The 18,419-nt window shown below is 75.8% G+C and carries 15 protein-coding genes; 7 read left to right on the top strand and 8 right to left on the bottom strand.

The genetic code is table 11. The features are described from left to right. Window positions 1–3 precede the first annotated feature (3 nt). A complete protein-coding gene (locus ABZY91_RS16460) occupies window positions 4–951 on the bottom strand; it encodes a helix-turn-helix domain-containing protein (RefSeq protein ID WP_355402952.1) in 948 nt (315 codons plus the stop codon). Window positions 952–1,048: 97 nt separating this feature from the next. On the opposite strand from ABZY91_RS16460, the gene ABZY91_RS16455 reads away from it, so the two are divergent. Beyond that, window positions 1,049–2,080, top strand: a complete 1,032-nt coding sequence (locus ABZY91_RS16455) for a saccharopine dehydrogenase NADP-binding domain-containing protein (RefSeq protein WP_355402950.1) — start codon at window positions 1,049–1,051, stop codon at window positions 2,078–2,080. Between the two features lie 103 nt (window positions 2,081–2,183). Here ABZY91_RS16455 and ABZY91_RS16450 read toward each other — a convergent pair whose 3' ends face one another. The 5 genes from ABZY91_RS16450 to ABZY91_RS16430 form a co-directional block, all read right to left on the bottom strand. Continuing rightward, window positions 2,184–3,071: a biotin-dependent carboxyltransferase family protein gene (locus tag ABZY91_RS16450; protein ID WP_329949262.1), complete on the bottom strand. Its 888-nt coding sequence runs from the start codon at window positions 3,069–3,071 to the stop codon at window positions 2,184–2,186. After that, window positions 3,068–3,865, bottom strand: a complete 798-nt coding sequence (pxpB, locus tag ABZY91_RS16445) for a 5-oxoprolinase subunit PxpB (protein ID WP_355402948.1) — start codon at window positions 3,863–3,865, stop codon at window positions 3,068–3,070. Before pxpB ends, ABZY91_RS16450 begins: the two co-directional genes overlap by 4 nt. Beyond that, on the bottom strand, window positions 3,862–4,638 hold the full coding sequence (locus ABZY91_RS16440; protein ID WP_329885223.1) for a 5-oxoprolinase subunit PxpA: 777 nt from the start codon (window positions 4,636–4,638) through the stop codon (window positions 3,862–3,864). Before ABZY91_RS16440 ends, pxpB begins: the two co-directional genes overlap by 4 nt. A gap of 75 nt (window positions 4,639–4,713) precedes the next feature. Beyond that, a complete protein-coding gene (locus tag ABZY91_RS16435; RefSeq protein ID WP_355402946.1) occupies window positions 4,714–5,268 on the bottom strand; it encodes a hypothetical protein in 555 nt (184 codons plus the stop codon). Between the two features lie 230 nt (window positions 5,269–5,498). Then, a complete protein-coding gene (locus tag ABZY91_RS16430) occupies window positions 5,499–6,545 on the bottom strand; it encodes an IPT/TIG domain-containing protein (RefSeq protein WP_355402944.1) in 1,047 nt (348 codons plus the stop codon). Window positions 6,546–6,781: 236 nt separating this feature from the next. On the opposite strand from ABZY91_RS16430, the gene ABZY91_RS16425 reads away from it, so the two are divergent. The 4 genes from ABZY91_RS16425 (at window position 6,782) to ABZY91_RS16410 (ending at window position 14,865) form a co-directional block, all read left to right on the top strand. Next, window positions 6,782–8,317 carry a hypothetical protein gene (locus ABZY91_RS16425; RefSeq protein ID WP_355402996.1) on the top strand — a complete coding sequence of 512 codons (1,536 nt, stop codon included), beginning with the start codon at window positions 6,782–6,784 and terminating at the stop codon, window positions 8,315–8,317. 205 nt (window positions 8,318–8,522) lie between these two features. Further along, the gene (locus ABZY91_RS16420; protein ID WP_329885220.1) at window positions 8,523–9,398 is read left to right on the top strand and encodes a hypothetical protein; all 876 of its coding nucleotides are present in this window, start codon (window positions 8,523–8,525) and stop codon (window positions 9,396–9,398) included. A gap of 96 nt (window positions 9,399–9,494) precedes the next feature. After that, on the top strand, window positions 9,495–14,081 hold the full coding sequence (locus tag ABZY91_RS16415) for a hypothetical protein (RefSeq protein ID WP_355402942.1): 4,587 nt from the start codon (window positions 9,495–9,497) through the stop codon (window positions 14,079–14,081). 19 nt (window positions 14,082–14,100) lie between these two features. Next, on the top strand, window positions 14,101–14,865 hold the full coding sequence (locus ABZY91_RS16410) for a metallophosphoesterase (protein WP_355402940.1): 765 nt from the start codon (window positions 14,101–14,103) through the stop codon (window positions 14,863–14,865). On the opposite strand, the gene ABZY91_RS16405 is transcribed toward ABZY91_RS16410, so the two are convergent. Further along, the gene (locus ABZY91_RS16405; RefSeq protein WP_355402938.1) at window positions 14,841–15,296 is read right to left on the bottom strand and encodes a hypothetical protein; all 456 of its coding nucleotides are present in this window, start codon (window positions 15,294–15,296) and stop codon (window positions 14,841–14,843) included. The genes ABZY91_RS16410 and ABZY91_RS16405 overlap by 25 nt on opposite strands. Window positions 15,297–15,505: 209 nt before the next feature. Continuing rightward, window positions 15,506–16,201: an FCD domain-containing protein gene (locus tag ABZY91_RS16400; RefSeq protein WP_329885216.1), complete on the bottom strand. Its 696-nt coding sequence runs from the start codon at window positions 16,199–16,201 to the stop codon at window positions 15,506–15,508. Between the two features lie 222 nt (window positions 16,202–16,423). On the opposite strand from ABZY91_RS16400, the gene ABZY91_RS16395 reads away from it, so the two are divergent. Continuing rightward, window positions 16,424–16,978, top strand: coding sequence for a gluconokinase (locus tag ABZY91_RS16395; protein ID WP_329949256.1), 555 nt, complete (start codon window positions 16,424–16,426; stop codon window positions 16,976–16,978). Next, window positions 16,975–18,363 carry a gluconate:H+ symporter gene (locus ABZY91_RS16390; protein WP_355402936.1) on the top strand — a complete coding sequence of 463 codons (1,389 nt, stop codon included), beginning with the start codon at window positions 16,975–16,977 and terminating at the stop codon, window positions 18,361–18,363. The genes ABZY91_RS16395 and ABZY91_RS16390 overlap by 4 nt, the downstream gene beginning before the upstream one ends. Window positions 18,364–18,419: the final 56 nt, after the last annotated feature.

Genomic DNA, 18,419 nt, shown 5'->3' with positions numbered 1-18,419 from the left:
CGGTCAGGCGGGCCGTGCGCTGCGGAACGAGTGCCGGTAGCTGGCGGGCGGGACCCCGACGACCCGCTTGAACTGACGCCGGAGCGTCGTCGCCGTGCCCATGCCGGTGGCGACGGCGATCGCCTCGACGCTCTCGTCCGTGGACTCCAGCAACTCCTGTGCGCGGCGGACGCGTTGGGTCAGCAGCCACTGGAGCGGGCTCTGTCCGAGTACGGACCGGAACTGCCGTCCGAGGTGGCGCGGGCTGGTGTTCGCCCGGCGGGCGAGGTCGGTCACCGTCAGCGGCTGGTCCAGCCGCTGCTGCGCCCAGGCGAGCAGCTGGGAGAGCGTGTGGTCGCCCGAGGACTGGACCGGCGTGGCCACGAACTGGGCCTGGCCGCCGGGGCGGTGCGGCGGCATGACGAGGCGGCGGGCGACGGAGTTGGCGATCGCGGCGCCGTGGTCGAGGTGCACCAGGTGCAGGCAGAGGTCCACGGCGGCGGCCTTGCCGGCGGCCGTCAGTACGCTGCCGTTGTCCGTGTAGAGCACGTCCGGGTCGACCACCGCCAGCGGGTGACGGGCGCTCAACTCCGCGGCGTGTGCCCAGTGGGTGGTGGCGCGCCGGCCGTCCAGCAGGCCCGCGGCGCCGAGCACGAACGCCCCGGTGCACAGGGACGCGACCCGGGCGCCCGCCGCGTGGGCGGCGCGGACGGCCTCGACGACCTCGGCGGGTGGCGGCTCGTCGACGTCGGCGCACGCGGGCACGATCACCGTGTCGGCCTCGGCCAGCCGCTCCAGCCCGTGGTCGGGTTCGACCAGGAACGGGCCGACCCGCAGCGGGCCCGGCCCGCAGAGCAGGACGTCGTACCAGGCCTCCGCGGCCTCGCGCGGGGGATTGCCGAAGATCTCGTAGGCCACCGCGAGTTCGAAGTGCAGCAGGTGACCGGCGGCCAGCAGTGCGACAGTCGGCATGTCCGAAAGTGTACGGGCGATGTCGTTCCGGACCCTCACGCTCCGGACCTGCCGACGGTGAGACTTGGTCCGTCAGCACGTCGAGAGCGGGGGAACCATGGGTACAGCGGGTGCGGTAGTGGTCTACGGGGCGACCGGGCACACCGGGCGCTTCGTCGTCGCCGAGCTGCGGAGGCGCGGTCTCACCACCGTCGCCGCCGGCCGGGACGCGGCCCGGCTGGAGGAACTCGCCGCCGAGTGGGGCGACGTGACGGTGCGCCCGGCGACCGTCGACGACGCCGGCTCGCTGGACCGGGCACTCGCGGGTGCGGCGGCGGTCGTCAACTGCGCCGGACCGTTCGCCGTGACGGCGGGCCCGTTGGTCGAGGCGGCGCTGCGCGCGGGGATCCCGTACGTCGACGTGGCGGCGGAGATCGAGGCGAACGTCCAGACGTTCGCCGAACACGCGGACGCGGCCCGGGAGGCGGGCGTCGCCGTGGTGCCGGCGATGGCGTTCTACGGCGGGCTGGGTGATCTGCTGGCGACCGCGGCGATGGGCGAGTGGACGACGGCGGACGTGGCGCACGTCGCGTACGGGCTGAACAGCTGGCACCCCACGCCGGGCACCCGGGTGGCCGGCCAGGTCTCCCACCAGCGGCGCGCCGGCCGCCGGGTGCGGTTCGCGGAGGGCGAGCTCCGGTACCACGACGACGAGGTGGTGGAGCAGGACTGGGACTTCCCGGCGCCGCTGGGCGAGCGACGGGTGATCGCCGAGTTCACCATGGCCGACGTCGTGACCCTGCCCAGCCACCTGGCGGTGCCGGAGGTCCGCACCTACATGACCGTCGAGGCCGCGAGGGACCTGGCGGCGGAGGCCACCCCGGCGCCGGAGGCGGTCGACGCCCTGGGACGGTCGGACCAGACCTTCGTCGTGGACGTCGTCGTCGCCGCGGGCGGCGTCGAGCGCCGCGCCACGGCGCGCGGCCAGGACATCTACGCGATCACGGCGCCCCTGGCGGTGGAGGCCGTCCGGAGGATCCTCGCCGGGGAGACGCGGACGACGGGCGTGGCCTCGGCCGGTGCGATGTTCGACGCGGCGGACTTCCTCCGGGACCTGAGCCCGTACCTGGCGGTCGAGCTCCCGCACTGACCGGCCACCCGGCCACCCGGCCACGCCCACGGCCACCCGGCCACGGTCACGCGTTCCGCAGCGCCGGGCCGCCGCGCCGACCGCCCCCGGCCGGGACCGGGCGCTACCGCCCCCGGTCCCGGCGCCCCCGGACCACCGTGAAGCGGACCGGGGTGCCGGGCCGGGCCTGGGCGGCGGCGGCCAGATCGGCGGGCGGGACGACACCGACGACCGGGTACCCGCCGGTGGTCGGATGGTCGGCCAGGAAGACCACCGGGCAGCCGTCGGGCGGGACCTGTACGGCGCCCAGCACCATGCCCTCGCTCGCCAGTTCGTCGTCCCGCGCCCGGCGGACCGGCGGGCCCTCGGTCCGCAGCGCGATCCGGTTGCTGGCCGGGGCCACCCGGTAGGGGTCGCCGGCGAGCCGTGTCAGGGCCTGCGGGTCGAACCAGTCCGCGCGCGGGCCGGGCCTCAGCCGCAGCACCAGCGCGTCCGGCGGAGCGGGCAGCGGGACCAGCTCGGGCGCCGGCCGGTACGGCGGAGGCGGGCCGACCGGCAGCCGGTCGCCGGCGGCCAGCGGAGCCGGTCCCAGCCCGGACAGCAGGTCGGCCGACCTGCTGCCGAGGACCGGCGGGACGGCGATCCCGCCCGCCACCGCCAGGTAGGCGCGCACGCCGTGGGTCGCGGCGCCGACCTCGACCACCGCTCCGGCGGGTACGGCGACCGGCGCGCCCCAGGCGGCGGCCCGGCCGTCCACCCGGACCGGCGACGGTGCGCCGGTGACCGCGAGGACCAGCGGCCGGAGCGCGCGCAGCGCGACGCCGCCGAGCGTGGTCTCCAGGGCCGCCGCGCCGGGCTCGTTGCCGGCCAGCCGGTTGGCCGCGCGCAGCGCGGGCTCGTCCAGCGCGCCCGCCCGGGGCACGCCGAGGTGGGCGACACCGCGCCGCCCGAGGTCCTGCACCGTGGTGAGCGGTCCGGGCCGGAGCACCAGTAGCCCGTCGGCCGGGGTCACGCCGCACCGCCGGGGCGTCCGGCCCGGGCGCCGCGGCCACCGCTCGCCGGTTCCGCGCCGCCCGCCTCCGCGCCGCCGTGGGCGGTCGGCAGGCCGGGTCCGCCCGCCGGCGGGGTGGACAGGCCGGGTCCGCCCGCCAGCGGGGTGAAGCGGACCCGCACCCCCGGCGCGAGGAGCGCCGCCGGCTCGCGGGCGGTGTCCCACAGCGGCAGCGAGGTGCGTCCGAGGAGCTGCCAGCCGCCGGGGGAGGAACGCGGGTAGACCCCGCTGTAGGGGCCGGCCAGGGCGACCGAGCCGGCCGGGACGGCGCTGCGCGGGGTGGCGCGGCGCGGTACCCCGTACCGGGGCGGCAGGCCGGTGAGGTAGCCGAAACCGGGGGCGAAGCCGCAGAACGCGACGACGTACTCGGGTTCGGTGTGGATCCGGACGGCAGCCTCCGGGGAGACGCCCCAGAGCGCGGCGACCTCGGCGAGGTCCTCGCCGTCGTACACGGTCGGCACCTCCACCAGCGGGCCGGTCGCGGTGTCGGCGGCCGTCGGGCGCGCGCTTCGCAGCAGGGCCGCCAGCGCGGGGACGTCGGCCACGCCGTCCAGCAGGACGGTCCGTGCGGCGGGGACGATCTCCTCGACCTCGGGCAGCTCGCCGGCGGCCTGCCGTTCGCGCAGCCACGCGTAGAGGGCGGTGGCACCGGCGGGGTCGGCCGGTTCGGCCAGCAGTGCCCGGTTGCCGACCGGTCGGACCGCGATCGGCCGGTGTGCGGCCGGACCTCCCCCGTCGGGCACGGCCGCGGTCACGCGAAGGGCTCCACCCGGACGCCCGCGGAGGCGAGCGCGCCGCGGATGCGCCAGGCCAGCTGGGCGGCGCCGGGGGTGTCGCCGTGGACGCAGAGGGAGCGGGCCTCGACGGTGATCGGCTCGCCGCCGACGGCGTCCACCGAACCGTCCCGGGCGATGCCGACCGCGCGGGTGATCACCGTCGCGGGGTCGTGCACCACGGCGTCCGGCTCGCGGCGCGGGACGAGCGTGCCGGCCCAGGTGTAGGCGCGGTCGGCGAAGGCCTCGGCGACGACCGGCAGGCCGACGCCCTCGGCGACCGCCAGCAGCCGGGAGCCCGGCAGGCCGAGGACGGGCAGCGGGCCGTCGCAGACGGCCCCGGCCCGAAGGATGCCGGCGACCACGGCCTCGGCCTGTTCGGAGTCGGCGACCACCCGGTTGTAGAGGGCGCCGTGCGGCTTGACGTAGGAGACCCGGGAGCCGGCCGCGCGGGCGAAGACCTGGAGGGCGCCGATCTGGTAGGCGATCTCGTCGGCCAGTTCGTCGGGCGGGACGTCCATGGCGCGGCGGCCGAAGCCGGCGAGGTCGCGATAGGAGACCTGGGCGCCGATCCGTACGCCGCGCTCGGCGGCCAGGGAGCAGACCCGGCGCATGGTGGACGGGTCACCGGCGTGGAAGCCGCAGGCGACGTTGGCGCTGGTGACGACGGAGAGCAGGGCCTCGTCGTCGGTCAGCGTCCAGCGTCCGAACCCCTCACCGAGGTCCGCATTGAGATCGATCACCGCGTCGGCCACGCCCGTCCCGCCTCCCAGCAGCTGTTGAGCCAGATGGTAGGGCCTGCGGGTGAGGGCGGGGTGACGCCCGCCCGGTCAGCCCACTGCCGGGGCCGGTCGGCTCTCCGCCCGCTCGACGAGGGGCCGCAGCGCGCGCAGCACGATCAGCAGCGGCACCACGCCCACGACCCCGAACGACATGTCGACAAGGCTCCAGTACGGGGGGATGCCGCGGAGCGGTCCGCAGACCAGGGCGAGGGGGATGATCCCGGCGCAGGCGAGGACCGCCCAACGGATCACCCAGACGTTGCGCACCGGGTCCTTCAGCGGACCCAGGAAGGCCGCCGCGATCACCAGGTGGGCGAAGGCCAGCCAGTCGGTGCCGTAGGCGAGGAAGGGGTAGCGGGCGTTGGTCTCGGCGACGGCGTCGCGGACCTTCTCGATCCACTCCAGCAGAACGGGGAACCGGTCGGTGACGGGGGCGCCGGGGCCGGCGGCCAGGTCGGCGAGCCACCGGGTCTCGCTCTCCAGGGGGAAGGCGGTCAGTCCGCTCAGCACCAGGCAGACCACGAAGACCCACAGCCACCGCCGGACCCGTCGCAGGGTCGCCCGTTCGGCTGCGGTCCCAGCGTCTCCGGTCGCGTCGCTCATGGCGGAAACCCCCGTGTCGAGGCGGCAGGCCGGGCTGTTCCCGTCTGCACGGAAGTGACTCTAGACCTCGAATTGAACGTGTTCAACTCTCCGGCGGTCCCGCCCGGAGCGCCGCCCGCGGGCCCTGGTCGAGGGAGCTCCGCCCCCGCCCTACCGGGCCCGGAACCGCCGTCGAACGCAGCGGGACCCGGCACCGCAGCGGGTGCCGGGCCCCGTCGGGGGTGCCGTCGTCAGGGCGTGTAGGTGAACCGGCCCGCGGTGACGGGCGCGCTCGTCCCGCCGGCCGTCGTCACCGTCACGTCGACCACGCCCGAGCCCGCCGGGGCGGTCGCCGAGCAGAGCGCCGGGCCGCAGGAGTAGCGGGTGGCCGGCACTCCGCCGAAGCGCACCGTGCCGTTGGCCAGGCCGGCGCCCTGCACGTAGATCTGGGTGCCGCCGGCGGCCGGTCCGGTGCTGGTGGTCAGGCCGGTGACCGCCGGTGCGGCGGGCGCCGGCGGAGCGGCGCCGGTGTAGTCGAACGTGGTGGCCGCGGTCGCGGAGCCGCCGGGGGTGACCACGGTGACCGGCACGCTGCCCGAGCCGCCGGGCGCGGTCACGGCGCAGCCCGTGGCGGTGCAGCTGCCGGCCGCGACCGAGTCGCCGAACAGGACGAAGCCGTTGTCCAGGCCGGTCCCGGTCAGCGTGACGGGGGTGCCGCCGGTGCCCGGGCCGGTCGTGGTGCCGAGGGCGGCCACCGCGGGGGCGGCCTGGGTGGCCGGGGCCTGCGGGCCGCTGCCGAGCAGGTAGGAGGAGACGTTGTCCGACGGGTCGGCGTCGTTCCGGTTCGCGGCCGTCACCTTGATCGTCCCGGACGGCCTGGTGCCGTGGGAGGCGACGGTCACCTTCATGAACTCGCTGCGCCCCGGCGCGCGGTTCCCGGTGAAGTAGGCGTCGAGCCGGCGGCCGTCGGGCGAGACCGTCTGGGTGAAGGTGTAGTCCTGGAAGGAGGTGATCGTCGCGCCGTCGGTGGTCAGGCCGGGCGGCAGTTCGACGGTGAGGTGGGTGACGCCGGTGAGGTCGGCGGTGCCGGTGGACTTCCAGGTCACCGAGATGTTGGTGTGGTCGACCGGGAAGATCGGGTAGTTCCCGGCCTGCGTCACGGTCACGTTCTGGCCGGTGACCGCCGCCTTGGCGGCGGTGCCGGTGGTGGTCGCGGCGGTGGACACGGCGGCGCCGGTGGTGAGGGCGGCCACGGCGAGGGCGGCGGCGAGGCCGCCTCGTACCAGTCTGGTGATCATATGAGAAATCATGGCCGGGGTGGTTCGTTCGTGTGGCCGTTTCTCGAAAGCGGGTTCTATTCGCCCCCGGCTCGTCGGGAGCCGTTCTCCTCGCCGTTCCCTCCCCGGTGCCGCGCGCTCCCGTCCCGCACCGCCGTCCCGCACGTCCGCCCCGGCCGGTGGGCCGGCGGGACGTCCGTAAGGTCCGTTTCGGTCGATGTCGGCGCCTACCTCTAGTCTTGTCCACCGTGACCGTCATCGCTGACCAGCCCACCGAGCACGGCTCCCGGCCGCCCGCCGGGCCCGCCGTCGCCGCCGCGCGGCCCGCGCCCGGCCCCGCCGCCGACGAGGGCCTCGCCCGCCGGCTCAAGGCACTGGCCTGCACCGCGCCGCTGCACGACCTGGACAGCCGCAAGGTCATGCTCGCCGGCGAGTACGGCGGCTACGCGATGGCCGAGGTCGGGCTCGCCGCGATCGACCTGGTCACCCTCAACATGGACTTCGACACCGGGGCCGACCGCGAGATAGTGCTGGCCCGGCTGCTGCCCCGGGTCGCCGCCCAGGCACCCGCCCGGTCCGCCGCCGAGCACCAGCGCGTCGGCCGGTGGGTGCTGGAGTCGCTGATCAACGTCGGCAGCGTCGACCGCGGCTTCCGCGCCGTCTACGGCACCTTCGACGCCGAGGGCGCGTACGTCCGCCGCGACTACGACTTCAAGCTGATCGAGGAGGTCCCGGGCCCCGACGGCGGCGTCTACCTGCGGACCACCGACGAGGCGGTCAACGTCCTCGTCGGCGCGCTCGACACGGACGTCACCTCCGCCCAGATCGCCGCCGAGGTCAAGCTGGAGGTGCTGATCCGGCGCGGTCGCCTGGCCGACGCCCAGCTCGCCGCCGAGCAGGCCCGCTACCGCACGGTCCAGTACGCCGAGACGCTGCGCCGCGCCCTCGACGCCACCCGCCGCAACGTCCGCGCGGTCGACTGGATGCAGGCCGTCCCCGACCTCATCGACGAGGCCCTCGACCACATCGCCGACCGCTACCGGCACGAGAACGCGATTCTCACCAACATCCGCAAGGCCCGGGACGAGGCCGAGGACCAGGAGCACAAGCGTCGCGCCGCCGAGCTGGTCGACATCGTCAAGGACTGCATCCGCCGCCACACCCAGCTGCAGACCAGGCTGCTGGAGGCCGGGCCGCTGTTCCGCGCCGAACAGGACCGGCAGGCCTTCTCCGCCCCGCGCGCCCGCAGCGGCATCGACCTCTACGGGCAGCTGCTCGCCCCCGTGCTCCGGCTGCCGATAGAGCAGGCCGTCGGTCCCACCGGCGCGTTCTTCGCCCGCGGTACCGGTCTGCGCACCCCGGTCGCGGTCCGGGTCGCCGACCTGGTCGACCTGCTGCTCACCCCGCCGGTCGAGCGCGAGCACCTGGGCGCCGAGATGCCCGACCCGGACCTCGTCGCCACCCCGGACGACAGCCGGTTCTCCGAGGCCCAGCTGGAGGCCGCGCTGGAGCTGCTCGACCTGCCGGCCGACGCGCCCCGGCGGCTCTCCGGCCTGCTCGCCGAGGCCCGCGCGCAGGATCCGGAACTCCCCTACCTGGTCGCCCTGCTGGCCGTGCACGCGGCCAGCCCGCCGGTCGGCACCGCCTACCGGCAGGGGGAGGAGCGGCTGCTCTTCGCGGTCGACGACGGGACGGTGCTGCACGACCGGGAGTTCGGCGGCGCCGACCTCGTCGTCGGCAGCGCCCTGCTCGACGCGGCCGGCATGGCGGCCGACCGCAAGGAAGCCGGCTGATCCGCATGCCGACGCGCCACCGGACCACCCACCGGACGCCCACCCGCCGGACGACCGGACACCGGCCCCCCGCCGGGCCGGAAGCCCGCCCGGAAGCCGGGCCGGAAACCGGCCCGGTCGGACACCCCGCCGCCCGCCGGACCACCCGCCCGGCCGGCCGGCAGACCCCCCGAACCCCCAGCAACGCCCCCGAGGAGCACCGCCCGTGACGACCCACCACGACACGTCCTGGGCGCCCGAGACCGAGCCCGCCGCGCCCGCGCCGATCACCCCGGCCGACGTGGCCGACGCCGCCCGGCTGGTCTCCTTCGGCCTCCAGGCCAAGCTGCTCCCGGCCCGCGACGCCGAGTACACCGAACTGGTCCGCCGCTACCGCGAGGACCCGGCCTTCGCCCGCCTCGCCGACGCCGTCGCCACCGGCATGGGCCTGGTCGTCCTGGAGGTCTCGCCGCGCGCCGGCATGGCCGTCGCCGCCGCCGAGGAGTCCGTCTTCGCCGTCCGGATGGGCGACTACTCCCGGCGTGCCGCCTCCGAGTCCACCGACCGCTTCCTCCACGGCCTGGCCCACCTCGCCGTCGCCGCGATGGCCTTCCCCCGGCCCGAGGACCTCGCCGACGACGGCTACCTCGGCCGGATCACCGTCAACGGCGTCGACGCCTTCGTCCGCCAGGCCTGCCGCCGCCTGGAGGAACAGGCCACCGTGGACGGCGCCAACACCGACCCGCACAGCGACGCCCCCGGCCTGGAGGCCGCCTGGCGGGTCTGGGCCCGGCGCACCGCCACCGGCGCCACCAAGGACGCGCGCCGGCTGTCCGGCTCCACCATCGGCATCGTCGCCAAGGCCGTGCTGTTCCTGGTCGACTCCGGCTTCCTGCAGAAGGTCGCGGACGACGCCGGCGGCACCTACCGCACCACCGCCCGCTACCAGCTCCAGGTCCGCGACCTGGCCGGCAGCGCCGCGATGGCCGAACTGCTCGACCTCGGCGTCGTCCCGGTCTCCGACGGCACGGCCACCCTGCTGCCCCCGGACACCGGTGACGAGCTGGTCGCCGACGCCGGCCTCCCGTTCCACTCCCTCTGACACCCCCCACCCCCCGCCCGCTCCTCCGGCATCCGCCCCGACCCCTGTCGTCCGAACCAGCCCCCCATCCACCCGTCTCCTGGAGAACCGCCGCACATGTACGAGCTCAACCGGGTCCGCCTCTACTCGATCGGACCGGCCGGCGCCCGCTACGCCGACACGGTGCTCGACCTGCGCGGCGTGGGTGAGCCCGTCGCCGATCCGGCCCCCCAGCAGATCGGCCTGTTCGGCGAGGAGCCCGACGGTCCGGTCCGCCGCCCGGCGCCCGCCGGCGTGCTCTTCCTGGAGAACGGCGGCGGCAAGTCCGTCCTGCTCAAGCTGATCTTCTCGGTCATGCTCCCCGGTCACCGCAACACCCTCGGCGGCGCCAGCTCCGGCGTGCTCCGCAAGTTCCTGCTCGCCGACGACTGCGGCCACGTCGCCCTGGAGTGGCAGCACACCGTCACCGGCGAGCCGATCGTGGTCGGCAAGGTCAGCGAGTGGCGCGGACGCCAGGTCTCCTCGGACCCGCGCAAGTTCGCCGAGACCTGGTACTCCTTCCGCCCCGGCCCCGGCCTCACCCTGGACTCCCTCCCGGTCTCCGAGCGGGTCAGCCTGGCCGGCGACCAGAAGGCCCGTGGCCGCCGCCGCACCATGAAGGGGTTCCGCGACGCCCTCACCGAGGCGGGCAAGGCCCACCCGCACCTCGACCTGGTCTTCGAGGACGGCCACGACCGCTGGACCGAGCACCTCGGTGAACTCGGCCTCGACCCCGAACTCTTCCGCTACCAGCGCGAGATGAACGCCGACGAGGGCGAGGCGGCCGGCCTCTTCGCGGTCAAGCAGGACAAGGACTTCACCGACCTGCTGCTGCGCGCCGTCACCGACACCCGGGACACCGACGGCCTCGCCGACCTGGTCCACGGCTTCGCCGCCAAACTCGGCCTGCGTTCCGAACTCACCGCCGAACGCGACTTCACCGCCGGTTCGCTGGAGCTGCTGGAGCGCATCGCCGAGTCCACCACCGCCCGCGAGTCCGTCCGCGAGGCCCACCGCACGGCCGAGCGCCGCACCCGTCGGCTCGCCCACGCCCTGAGTTCCCGGGCCGCCGCCGAACGCGACCGCGCCCACGACCTGGCCGTCGAGGTGGCCGCCGCCGAGGGCGCCGTCACCGCCGCCGAGACCGACCGCACCCGGCACACCCTGATCGCCGCCGAACTCACCCACCGGCACGCCACCCTCGCCCTGGCCGCCGCCACCGCCGAGGCCGCCACGCTGCGCCGCGAGCTCACCGACGCCCGCACCCTGCACTCCGCCTGGCAGGCCGCCGAGACGGTGCTCCGCCAGCGCGCCGCCGCCGACCGGATGGCGCGGGTCGCCGCCGCGATCCGTGAGGCGGAGCTGGACGCCGCCCCCGCGCTGGCCGCCCGGGCCCGCGCCGCCACCGCGCTGGCCCGCGTCCTGGAGAGCGCCGCCGCCGCCGCCGAGCTGCGCGCCGACACCGAGGAGGAGCGCGCCGCCGAACTCCAGGCCGACGGCGCCAAGTCCCAGACCGACGCCACCGAGGCCGCCACCGCCGCGCAGAAGGCCCGCAGCGAGGCCGACCACCTGCGCCAGCGGCTCGCCGAGGTCGAGCAGGAGACCGAGGCCGCCGTCGAGGCCGGCTGGATCGACCCCGACACCGCGGAGCCGGACCCGGCCCGCGCCGCCCTGCACGCCGCCGACGTCGAGAAGTCCGCCGGCGACGCCCTCGCCCGGGCCCGTACCGCCGCCGAGGCCGCCGCCGCCCGGCTGCGCGAGGCCGCCGCCGCCACCGGCCGCGCCGAACTCGCCGACGCCCGCGCCACCGATGCCCGCAAGGCCGCCGTCCGGGCACTCGCCACCGAGCAGCGCACCGCCGCCCTGCTCGCCACCGAGCCCCGCCTCGCCGATCTGCTCTCGCTCACGCCCGCTCCCACCGACTGGCACGAGGAGGGGACGGGAGCCGAGGAGGACGCCGGCTTCCTCACCCCCGCCGTCCTCGACCGCAACGCCGAGTACCTGCGCGAACTCCTCGACGAGACCATCGCCGCCGCCGAGCGCACCCTCTTCGACCTGCGCACCGCCGCCGCCGACGACTCCCGGATCCTCGCCGCCCTCGGCGACGGCGGCCTGCTGCCGCCCGGCCCGGACGTCCTGGCCACCGTCGAGTACCTCGCCGAGCACGGCATCCCCGCGCTGCCCGGCTGGCGCTACCTCGCCCAGTCCGTCGACCCGGCCGACCACGAGGCGATCCTCGCCGCCCGCCCCGAACTCGTCGACGGCGTCGTCATCACCGACCCCCACTCGCTCGACCGGGCCCGCGAGGCCCTGCAGTCCGCCGCGCTGCTGCCCCGCTCGACCGTCGCCGTCGGCGCCGCCGCCGCGCTGATCGCCCCGATCACCGACGAGCCGGCCTTCTTCCTGGTCCCGCCGAACCCGGCCATGCACGACGAGTCCGCCGCCGACGACGAGCGCCGCGAGCTGCGCGCCCGCGCCACCGCCCGCGAGGAGCACATCCGCGAACTCGCCGGGCGCCTCGGCGGCGACCGCGCGCTGGCCGCCCGGCTCGCCTCCTGGCACGCCAGCTGCCCGCCCGGCACCCTCGCCGAACTGGCCGCCGCCGCCGAGGCCGCCCGCGAGCACGCCGAGCACGCCGCCGCGGCCCTGGCCACCCTGCGGGCCGAGCACGACGAGGCCGAGACCGACCACGCCACCGCCGCCGTCGCCCACGAGGAGCACCGGGAGGCCGCCCAGCAGGCCCGGCGCCGCGCCGACGCCCTCTCCGGCCTCGCCTTCCGACTGCGCGAGCGGGCCAACTGGAGCCGCCGCCAGCGCGAACTCGCCGAGGACGCCGCCGAGTGCGACCGCCGTCAGGCCGTCTGCGCCGAACGCGCCCGCACCTGCGACGAGGACCGGCGCGCCGCCCAGCGCGCCGCCGACGACGCCCGCCGGACCGCCCGCACCCTGCGGGCCGAACGCGCCGAGATCCCCGCCGCCGAGCAGGACGACGAGCCCGCAGAGGCGACGTCCGTCGCGCTCCCCGCACTCCGCGAGGCTTACCGGGCCGCGTCCCAGCTGTACGAGAAGGTCGGGGTCGGCGCCGACCTGCGCGCCGAGCAGGCCCGCGCCGAGGGCGACGAGGCCGCCGCCGCGACCGAGCTCGACCGCCTCACCAACAAGGTCCGCACCCGCGCCGAGGAGCTGCTGGGCAGCCCCGACGGCGCCGACGGCCCGGCCCGTCAGGCCGCCGCCGCCCGGGCCGAGGAGCTGGTCGCCACCATCGAGACCCGCGCCGCCGTCGCCAGCGAGCAGCTCGGCCGGCTCCGCGGCGACGCCGAACGCTCCGCCCCCGTCGACGGCGAGGCGCACACCGAGCTGCCCGAGGAGCTGGTCCCCGCCGACCCCGAGCACGCCCAGGTCCTGCTGCGGACCGCCACCGGCCGGCTCGCCGACCGCCGCGAGGCCCTGGACACCGCCCGCACCGTGCACGCCGACCTCCGGCGCACCTCCGACGCCGCCCAGGCCGCCGCCGCCGACTTCGACGAGCACGCCGGTCAGCTCCGCGACGGCCTGCGCGAGCACCAGGACGACGCGGACCGGCCGGTCGAGCCCTACCTGGGCTCGATCGTCGACGCGCGCGCCGCCGCCGCCGAGGCCCGCCGTGCCCTGCGCACCGCCGCCGGCGAGCTCTCCTCCGCCGAACTCGCCGTACGCGACGCCTCGGACACGCTGGTCCGGCACGCCAACGCGGCCCGCTTCGAGGCCGTCCGCACCCCGGCCCGCCAGCAGATCCGCGAACTGCCCGCCGCCGCCCTGCCCGACCACGCCGCCGCCTGGGCCGTCGCCTTCGCCCCCCGGCTGCGCGTGCTTACCGACGAACTCGCCCAGCTGGAGCGCAACCGAGGCTCGATCGTCGACCGCCTGCGCGGCCTGGTGGAGTCCTCGCTCACCACCCTGCGCGCCGCCCAGCGGCTCTCCCGGCTGCCCGAGGGCCTGGGGGAGTGGTCCGGCCAGGAGTTCCTCCGGATCCGCTTCGAGGACCCGGACCACGCCACCCTGGTCGAGCGGCTCGGCGAGGTCATCGACGAGGCCACCCGCGCCGCCGTCCGGAAGAACAGCGACCTGCGCCGCGACGGCATGTCCCTGCTGCTGCGCGGCGTCGCCGCCGCGATCGGCCCGCGAGGGGTCTCCGTCGAGATCCTCAAGCCCGACGCGGTGCTGCGGGCCGAACGGGTCGGCGTCGGCCAGATGTCCGACGTCTTCTCCGGCGGCCAGCTGCTCACCGCCGCCATCGCGCTGTACTGCACGATGGCCGCGCTGCGCGCCAACGACCGGGGCCAGTCCCAGCTGCGGCACGCCGGCACCCTGTTCCTCGACAACCCGATCGGCCGGGCCAACGCCACCTACCTGCTGGAGCTCCAGCGCGCCGTGGCCGACGCGCTCGGCGTCCAGCTGATCTACACCACCGGGTTGTTCGACACCACGGCGCTCGCCGAGTTCCCGCTGGTCATCCGGCTGCGCAACGACGCCGACCTGCGGGCGGGGCTGAAGTACATCTCGGTGGAGGAACACCTGCGGCCCGGCCTGCCGGCGCCGCAGGACCCGGACGGCCCGGCCGTCCACGGCGAGATCACCGCCACCCGGATGTTCAAGCGGCCGGCGGAGGCACCGGCCTCCTCGTGACCGTCGTACGGTGGGGCGCATGTTGACGATCGTTCACTTCAGCGACATCCACCTGGGCCAGGACCACCGCGGGGACGGCGGTGCGCGGGCACGCGGGCGGGCCGAGCGGGTGATGGCGTACCTCGACGCCCTGCCCGGCGCGCCGGACGCCGTCCTGGTCACCGGCGACCTCGCGGACCACGGCCTGCCCGCCGAGTACCGCGAGGTCGCCGAGGCGCTGGTCTCCCGCCACCCGGTGCTGTTCTGTCCCGGCAACCACGACATACGCGGGCCCTACCGGGAGGTGCTGCTCGGCGAGGGGCCCGCCGACGGCCCGGTCAACCGGCTGCACCGGCTGCCCGGCGCCGACGTGCTGATGCTGGACTCCTCCGTCCCCGGCCGGCACGACGGCCTGCTCGACGAGGAGACCCTCGGCTGGCTGGACCGCACGCTGGCCGAGGGGGCGCCGGACCGCCCCGCGCTGGTGGCCTTCCACCACCCGCCGGTGGTGCTGCACCTGCCGTACGTGGACCCGATCCGGCAGTTCGGCGAGGAGCGGCTCGCCGAGGTGCTGGGCCGCCACCCCCGGGTCAGGGCGCTGCTCTGCGGTCACGCCCACACCGCGGCGGCCACCACCTTCGCGGGACTGCCGCTGCTGGTCGCGCCGGGCGTGGTCTCCACCGTCGCGCTGCCCTGCGAGGGTGGGGCCGAGATCACCTACGACCAGCCGCCGATGGTCGCCTTCCACGTGCTGGACGACACCGGACGGCTCACCACCCACTACCGGGTGGTCACCTCCGGCTGACGCGGCCCGTGGCCGGCCGGCGGGTGCGGGGGCGGGTAGGCCGGCGGGTACGTCGCGGGGCGTGCCTGCGGCCGCGGCTGGCCGGCCGGCGGGGGAGCGGTTCCCGGCGGCCCCGGTCGTGGCCCCGGCCGCGGCGCCGGTCGTGGCCCCGCCGGGGCCCGGCTGCCGGCCATCGGCGAGGCGGAGTCCGGCCCGCGCAACCGCTGCGCGGCGACCTGACGCGAGATCAGGATCTCCAGCAGGCACCACATCGTGCCGAACACCCCGAGCCCCATCGCCATCAGGGCCGGTGTCATCAACCAGCTGTCGGCGTAGGAGGACAGCGCCGCGAGGACGATGCCGACCAGGGTGAAGGCGAGACAGAGCACCGCCCGGACGACGGTGGTCCGCACCTCGTCGGGCAGACGGCGGCGACGGCGTGCGGATGACATCGGGCGACCCCCAGGCGCGGTCACGGCGGCGTACGCGGGCGGACACGGGTGGAACCGGTCGGGGCGGGCAGGGTTCCGGAGTGACCGGCGGCCGGGAGCGCGCCCCTCTGCACCACTCTGCCCTGTCGTACCCGGACTATGCGCACGAATCCCCCGAACTGACACCAAATCGTGTGATCAGGGCCGGAGCGGCCGAAACCTCCGGGCGCTCAGCCCAGTTGACGTCCGAGCTCCTCCAGCGCGCCCGTCACGATCGTCCGCATCGCCCGCTCGGCGTGTTCGGCGTCCCCCGCGCAGACCGCCTCCGCGACCTCGCGGTGCAGCCGGATCGCGTACGGCTCGGGCTGATGGGGCATCAGATGGTACTCGGTCCGGCCGGTGAGCACCGCCCCCACGGTGTCACCGAGGTGCGCGAACATCTCGTTGCGGGAGGCGCGCAGCACGGTGGCGTGGAAGTCGATGTCGTGCTGGAGGAAGGCGGCCAGGTCGGCGGCGCGCGCGGTCACCGTCAACTCGACGGCCAGGGAGCTGAGTCGGCGCCGTTCGTCGTCGGTGGCGTGGTGGGCGGCGAGGGCCGCCGCGGCCGGCTCCACGGCCAGCCGGAGCGAGCCGAGCGAGCGCAGCTGCGCGGGGCGGTCGGCGCCCGCCAGCCGCCAGCGGATCACCAGCGGATCGAAGACGTCCCAGTCCGACTTGGGCTGCACGGTGATCCCGACCCGGCGGCGGGAGGCCACCATGCGCATCCCCTCCAGGATCCGCACCGACTCGCGGACCACCGTCCGCGACACCCCGAACCGCTCCTCCAGCTCCTCGGCCCGCAGCACCGCGCCCTCGGGAACCTCCCCGGACGCGATGGCCGGCCCCAGCTCCGCGAGCAGTCGGCCGGGCAGCCCCTGGATCTCCATCCGCCCAGCCTAGACGCCCGCCCCCGGCCCGCACCCCCCGACCTGCACCCGGGGCCCTGACCTGCGCCCCCGGGTCCGGCCCGCACCCCGGGTCCGGCCCGCGCCCCCGAACCCCGCGTGCGCCCCGGCCGGGAACAAAAGTATGACGATTTGATTTCCAGCACTTGAATACGTCATATCTTTGAGAAACAGTGGCGGCCAGGCAACGAAGGAGCACCACCCATGGCTCTCAGCGTCGAGAACCACGACACCCCCGCAGCACCCCTCACCGTCGTCGTGATGGGCGTCTCGGGCGTCGGCAAGACCACCCTGGCCCGTCTGCTGGCCGACCGCCTCGGCCTCCCCTTCGCCGAGGCGGACGACTTCCACCCGCCCGCCAACATCGCCAAGATGTCGGCCGGCACCCCGCTGGACGACCGGGACCGGGCCCCCTGGCTGCGCGCCGTCGGCGCCTGGCTCAAGGAGCGCACCGAGGCCGGCACCGGCGGTGTGGTCACCTGCTCGGCGCTGAAGCACGGCTATCGCGACACCCTCCGCGAGGCCTGCCCGGACGCCTGGTTCCTGCACCTCAGCGGCGGTCACGAGCTGGTCGGGGACCGGCTCGCCCACCGCACCGGCCACTTCATGCCGACGTCGCTGCTCGACTCGCAGTACGCGGCCCTGGAACCCCTCGGTCCGGACGAGCGGGGCGCCGCCCTGGACGTCGGCCCGTCCCCCGAAGACCTCGTCGAGAAGGCCGTGGCGCTGCTGCGGCCCGTCAATGGAGACCTCGCGTGACCACCCTCCTCGCGGCCGCCGCACCGGCCCTGCCGCACACCGACAGCGACCTCAGGCTGTTGATCGCGGTGCTGCTCAGCATCGGCGCCATCGTGCTGCTGATCACCAGGTTCAAGCTGCACCCGTTCCTGGCCCTCACCCTCGGCTCGGGGCTGCTGGCGGCCGTCGCGGGCGCGCCGTTCGACAAGCTGCTCGGCAGCTTCTCCACGGGCTTCGGCGCCACCGTGGCGGGCGTCGGACTGCTGATCGGCCTGGGCGCGATGCTCGGCAAGCTGCTCGCCGACTCGGGCGGGGCGAACATCATCGCCGACACCGTGCTGGCCCGCTCCGGCCCGAAGGCGCTGCCCTGGGCCATGGCGCTGATCGCGGCCGTGCTCGGTCTGCCGCTCTTCTTCGAGGTCGGTGTCGTCCTGCTGATCCCGATCGTGCTGCTGGTGGCGCGCCGGGGCAACGTCCCGCTGATGCGGATCGGCATCCCGGCCCTGGCCGGCCTCTCGGTCCTGCACGGCCTGGTGCCGCCGCACCCGGGCCCGCTGGTCGCCGTCGACGCGCTGAAGGCCGACCTCGGCATCACCCTGGCCCTCGGCCTGCTGATCGCCGTTCCGACGCTGATCGTCGCCGGCCCGCTGTTCGCACGGGTCGCCGAGCGCTGGGTCGGCCCGCTGGAGATCCCGGAGAACACCGCCCCGGAGGGAGCCGTCGAACGGCCGGAGCGCACGCCGTCCTTCGGCGCCGTCCTGGCGACCATCCTGCTGCCGGTGGTGCTGATGCTCGGCAAGGCGCTGGCCGACGTCGTGGTCGACGACCCGAAGGCGCTGCCGCAGCGGGTGTTCGACTTCATCGGCTCGCCGCTGATCGCCCTGCTCGCCGCGACCCTGCTCGGCATGGTCACCCTCGGCCGGGCGGCCGGTTTCGACCGCGACCGGATCTCCGACACGGTCGGCAGGTCGCTCGGCCCGATCGCCGGCATCGTCTTCATCGTCGGTGCGGGCGGCGGCTTCAAGCAGACCCTGATCGACGTGGGCGTCGGCAACGCGGTGAGCGAGTGGTCGGCCAGGTGGCACATCTCGGCGCTGCTGCTCGGCTGGCTGATCGCCGTCCTGATCCGGCTCGCGACCGGCTCCGCGACGGTGGCCACCATCACCGCGGCCGGCATCGTCGCCCCGCTGGCCGCCGACATGTCCTCGACCCACGCGGCCCTGCTGGTCCTGGCGATCGGCGCCGGCTCGCTCTTCTTCTCGCACGTCAACGACGCCGGCTTCTGGCTGGTGAAGGAGTACTTCGGGATGAGCGTCGGCCAGACCCTGAAGTCCTGGTCGGTGATGGAGACGGTGATCTCGGTCGTCGCGATCGCGCTGATCATGCCGCTCAGCCTGATCATCTAGCCCCGGTAGCGGTACCCCGGGACGGCGGACGGACGGTCCGCGGAAACGACGGACGG

It is taken from the genome of Kitasatospora sp. NPDC002965 (assembly GCF_040611255.1).
Classification (GTDB): domain Bacteria; phylum Actinomycetota; class Actinomycetes; order Streptomycetales; family Streptomycetaceae; genus Kitasatospora.
Note: the sequence above shows the minus strand (reverse complement) of the source record. Positions and strands in the feature narration are given on the sequence as shown.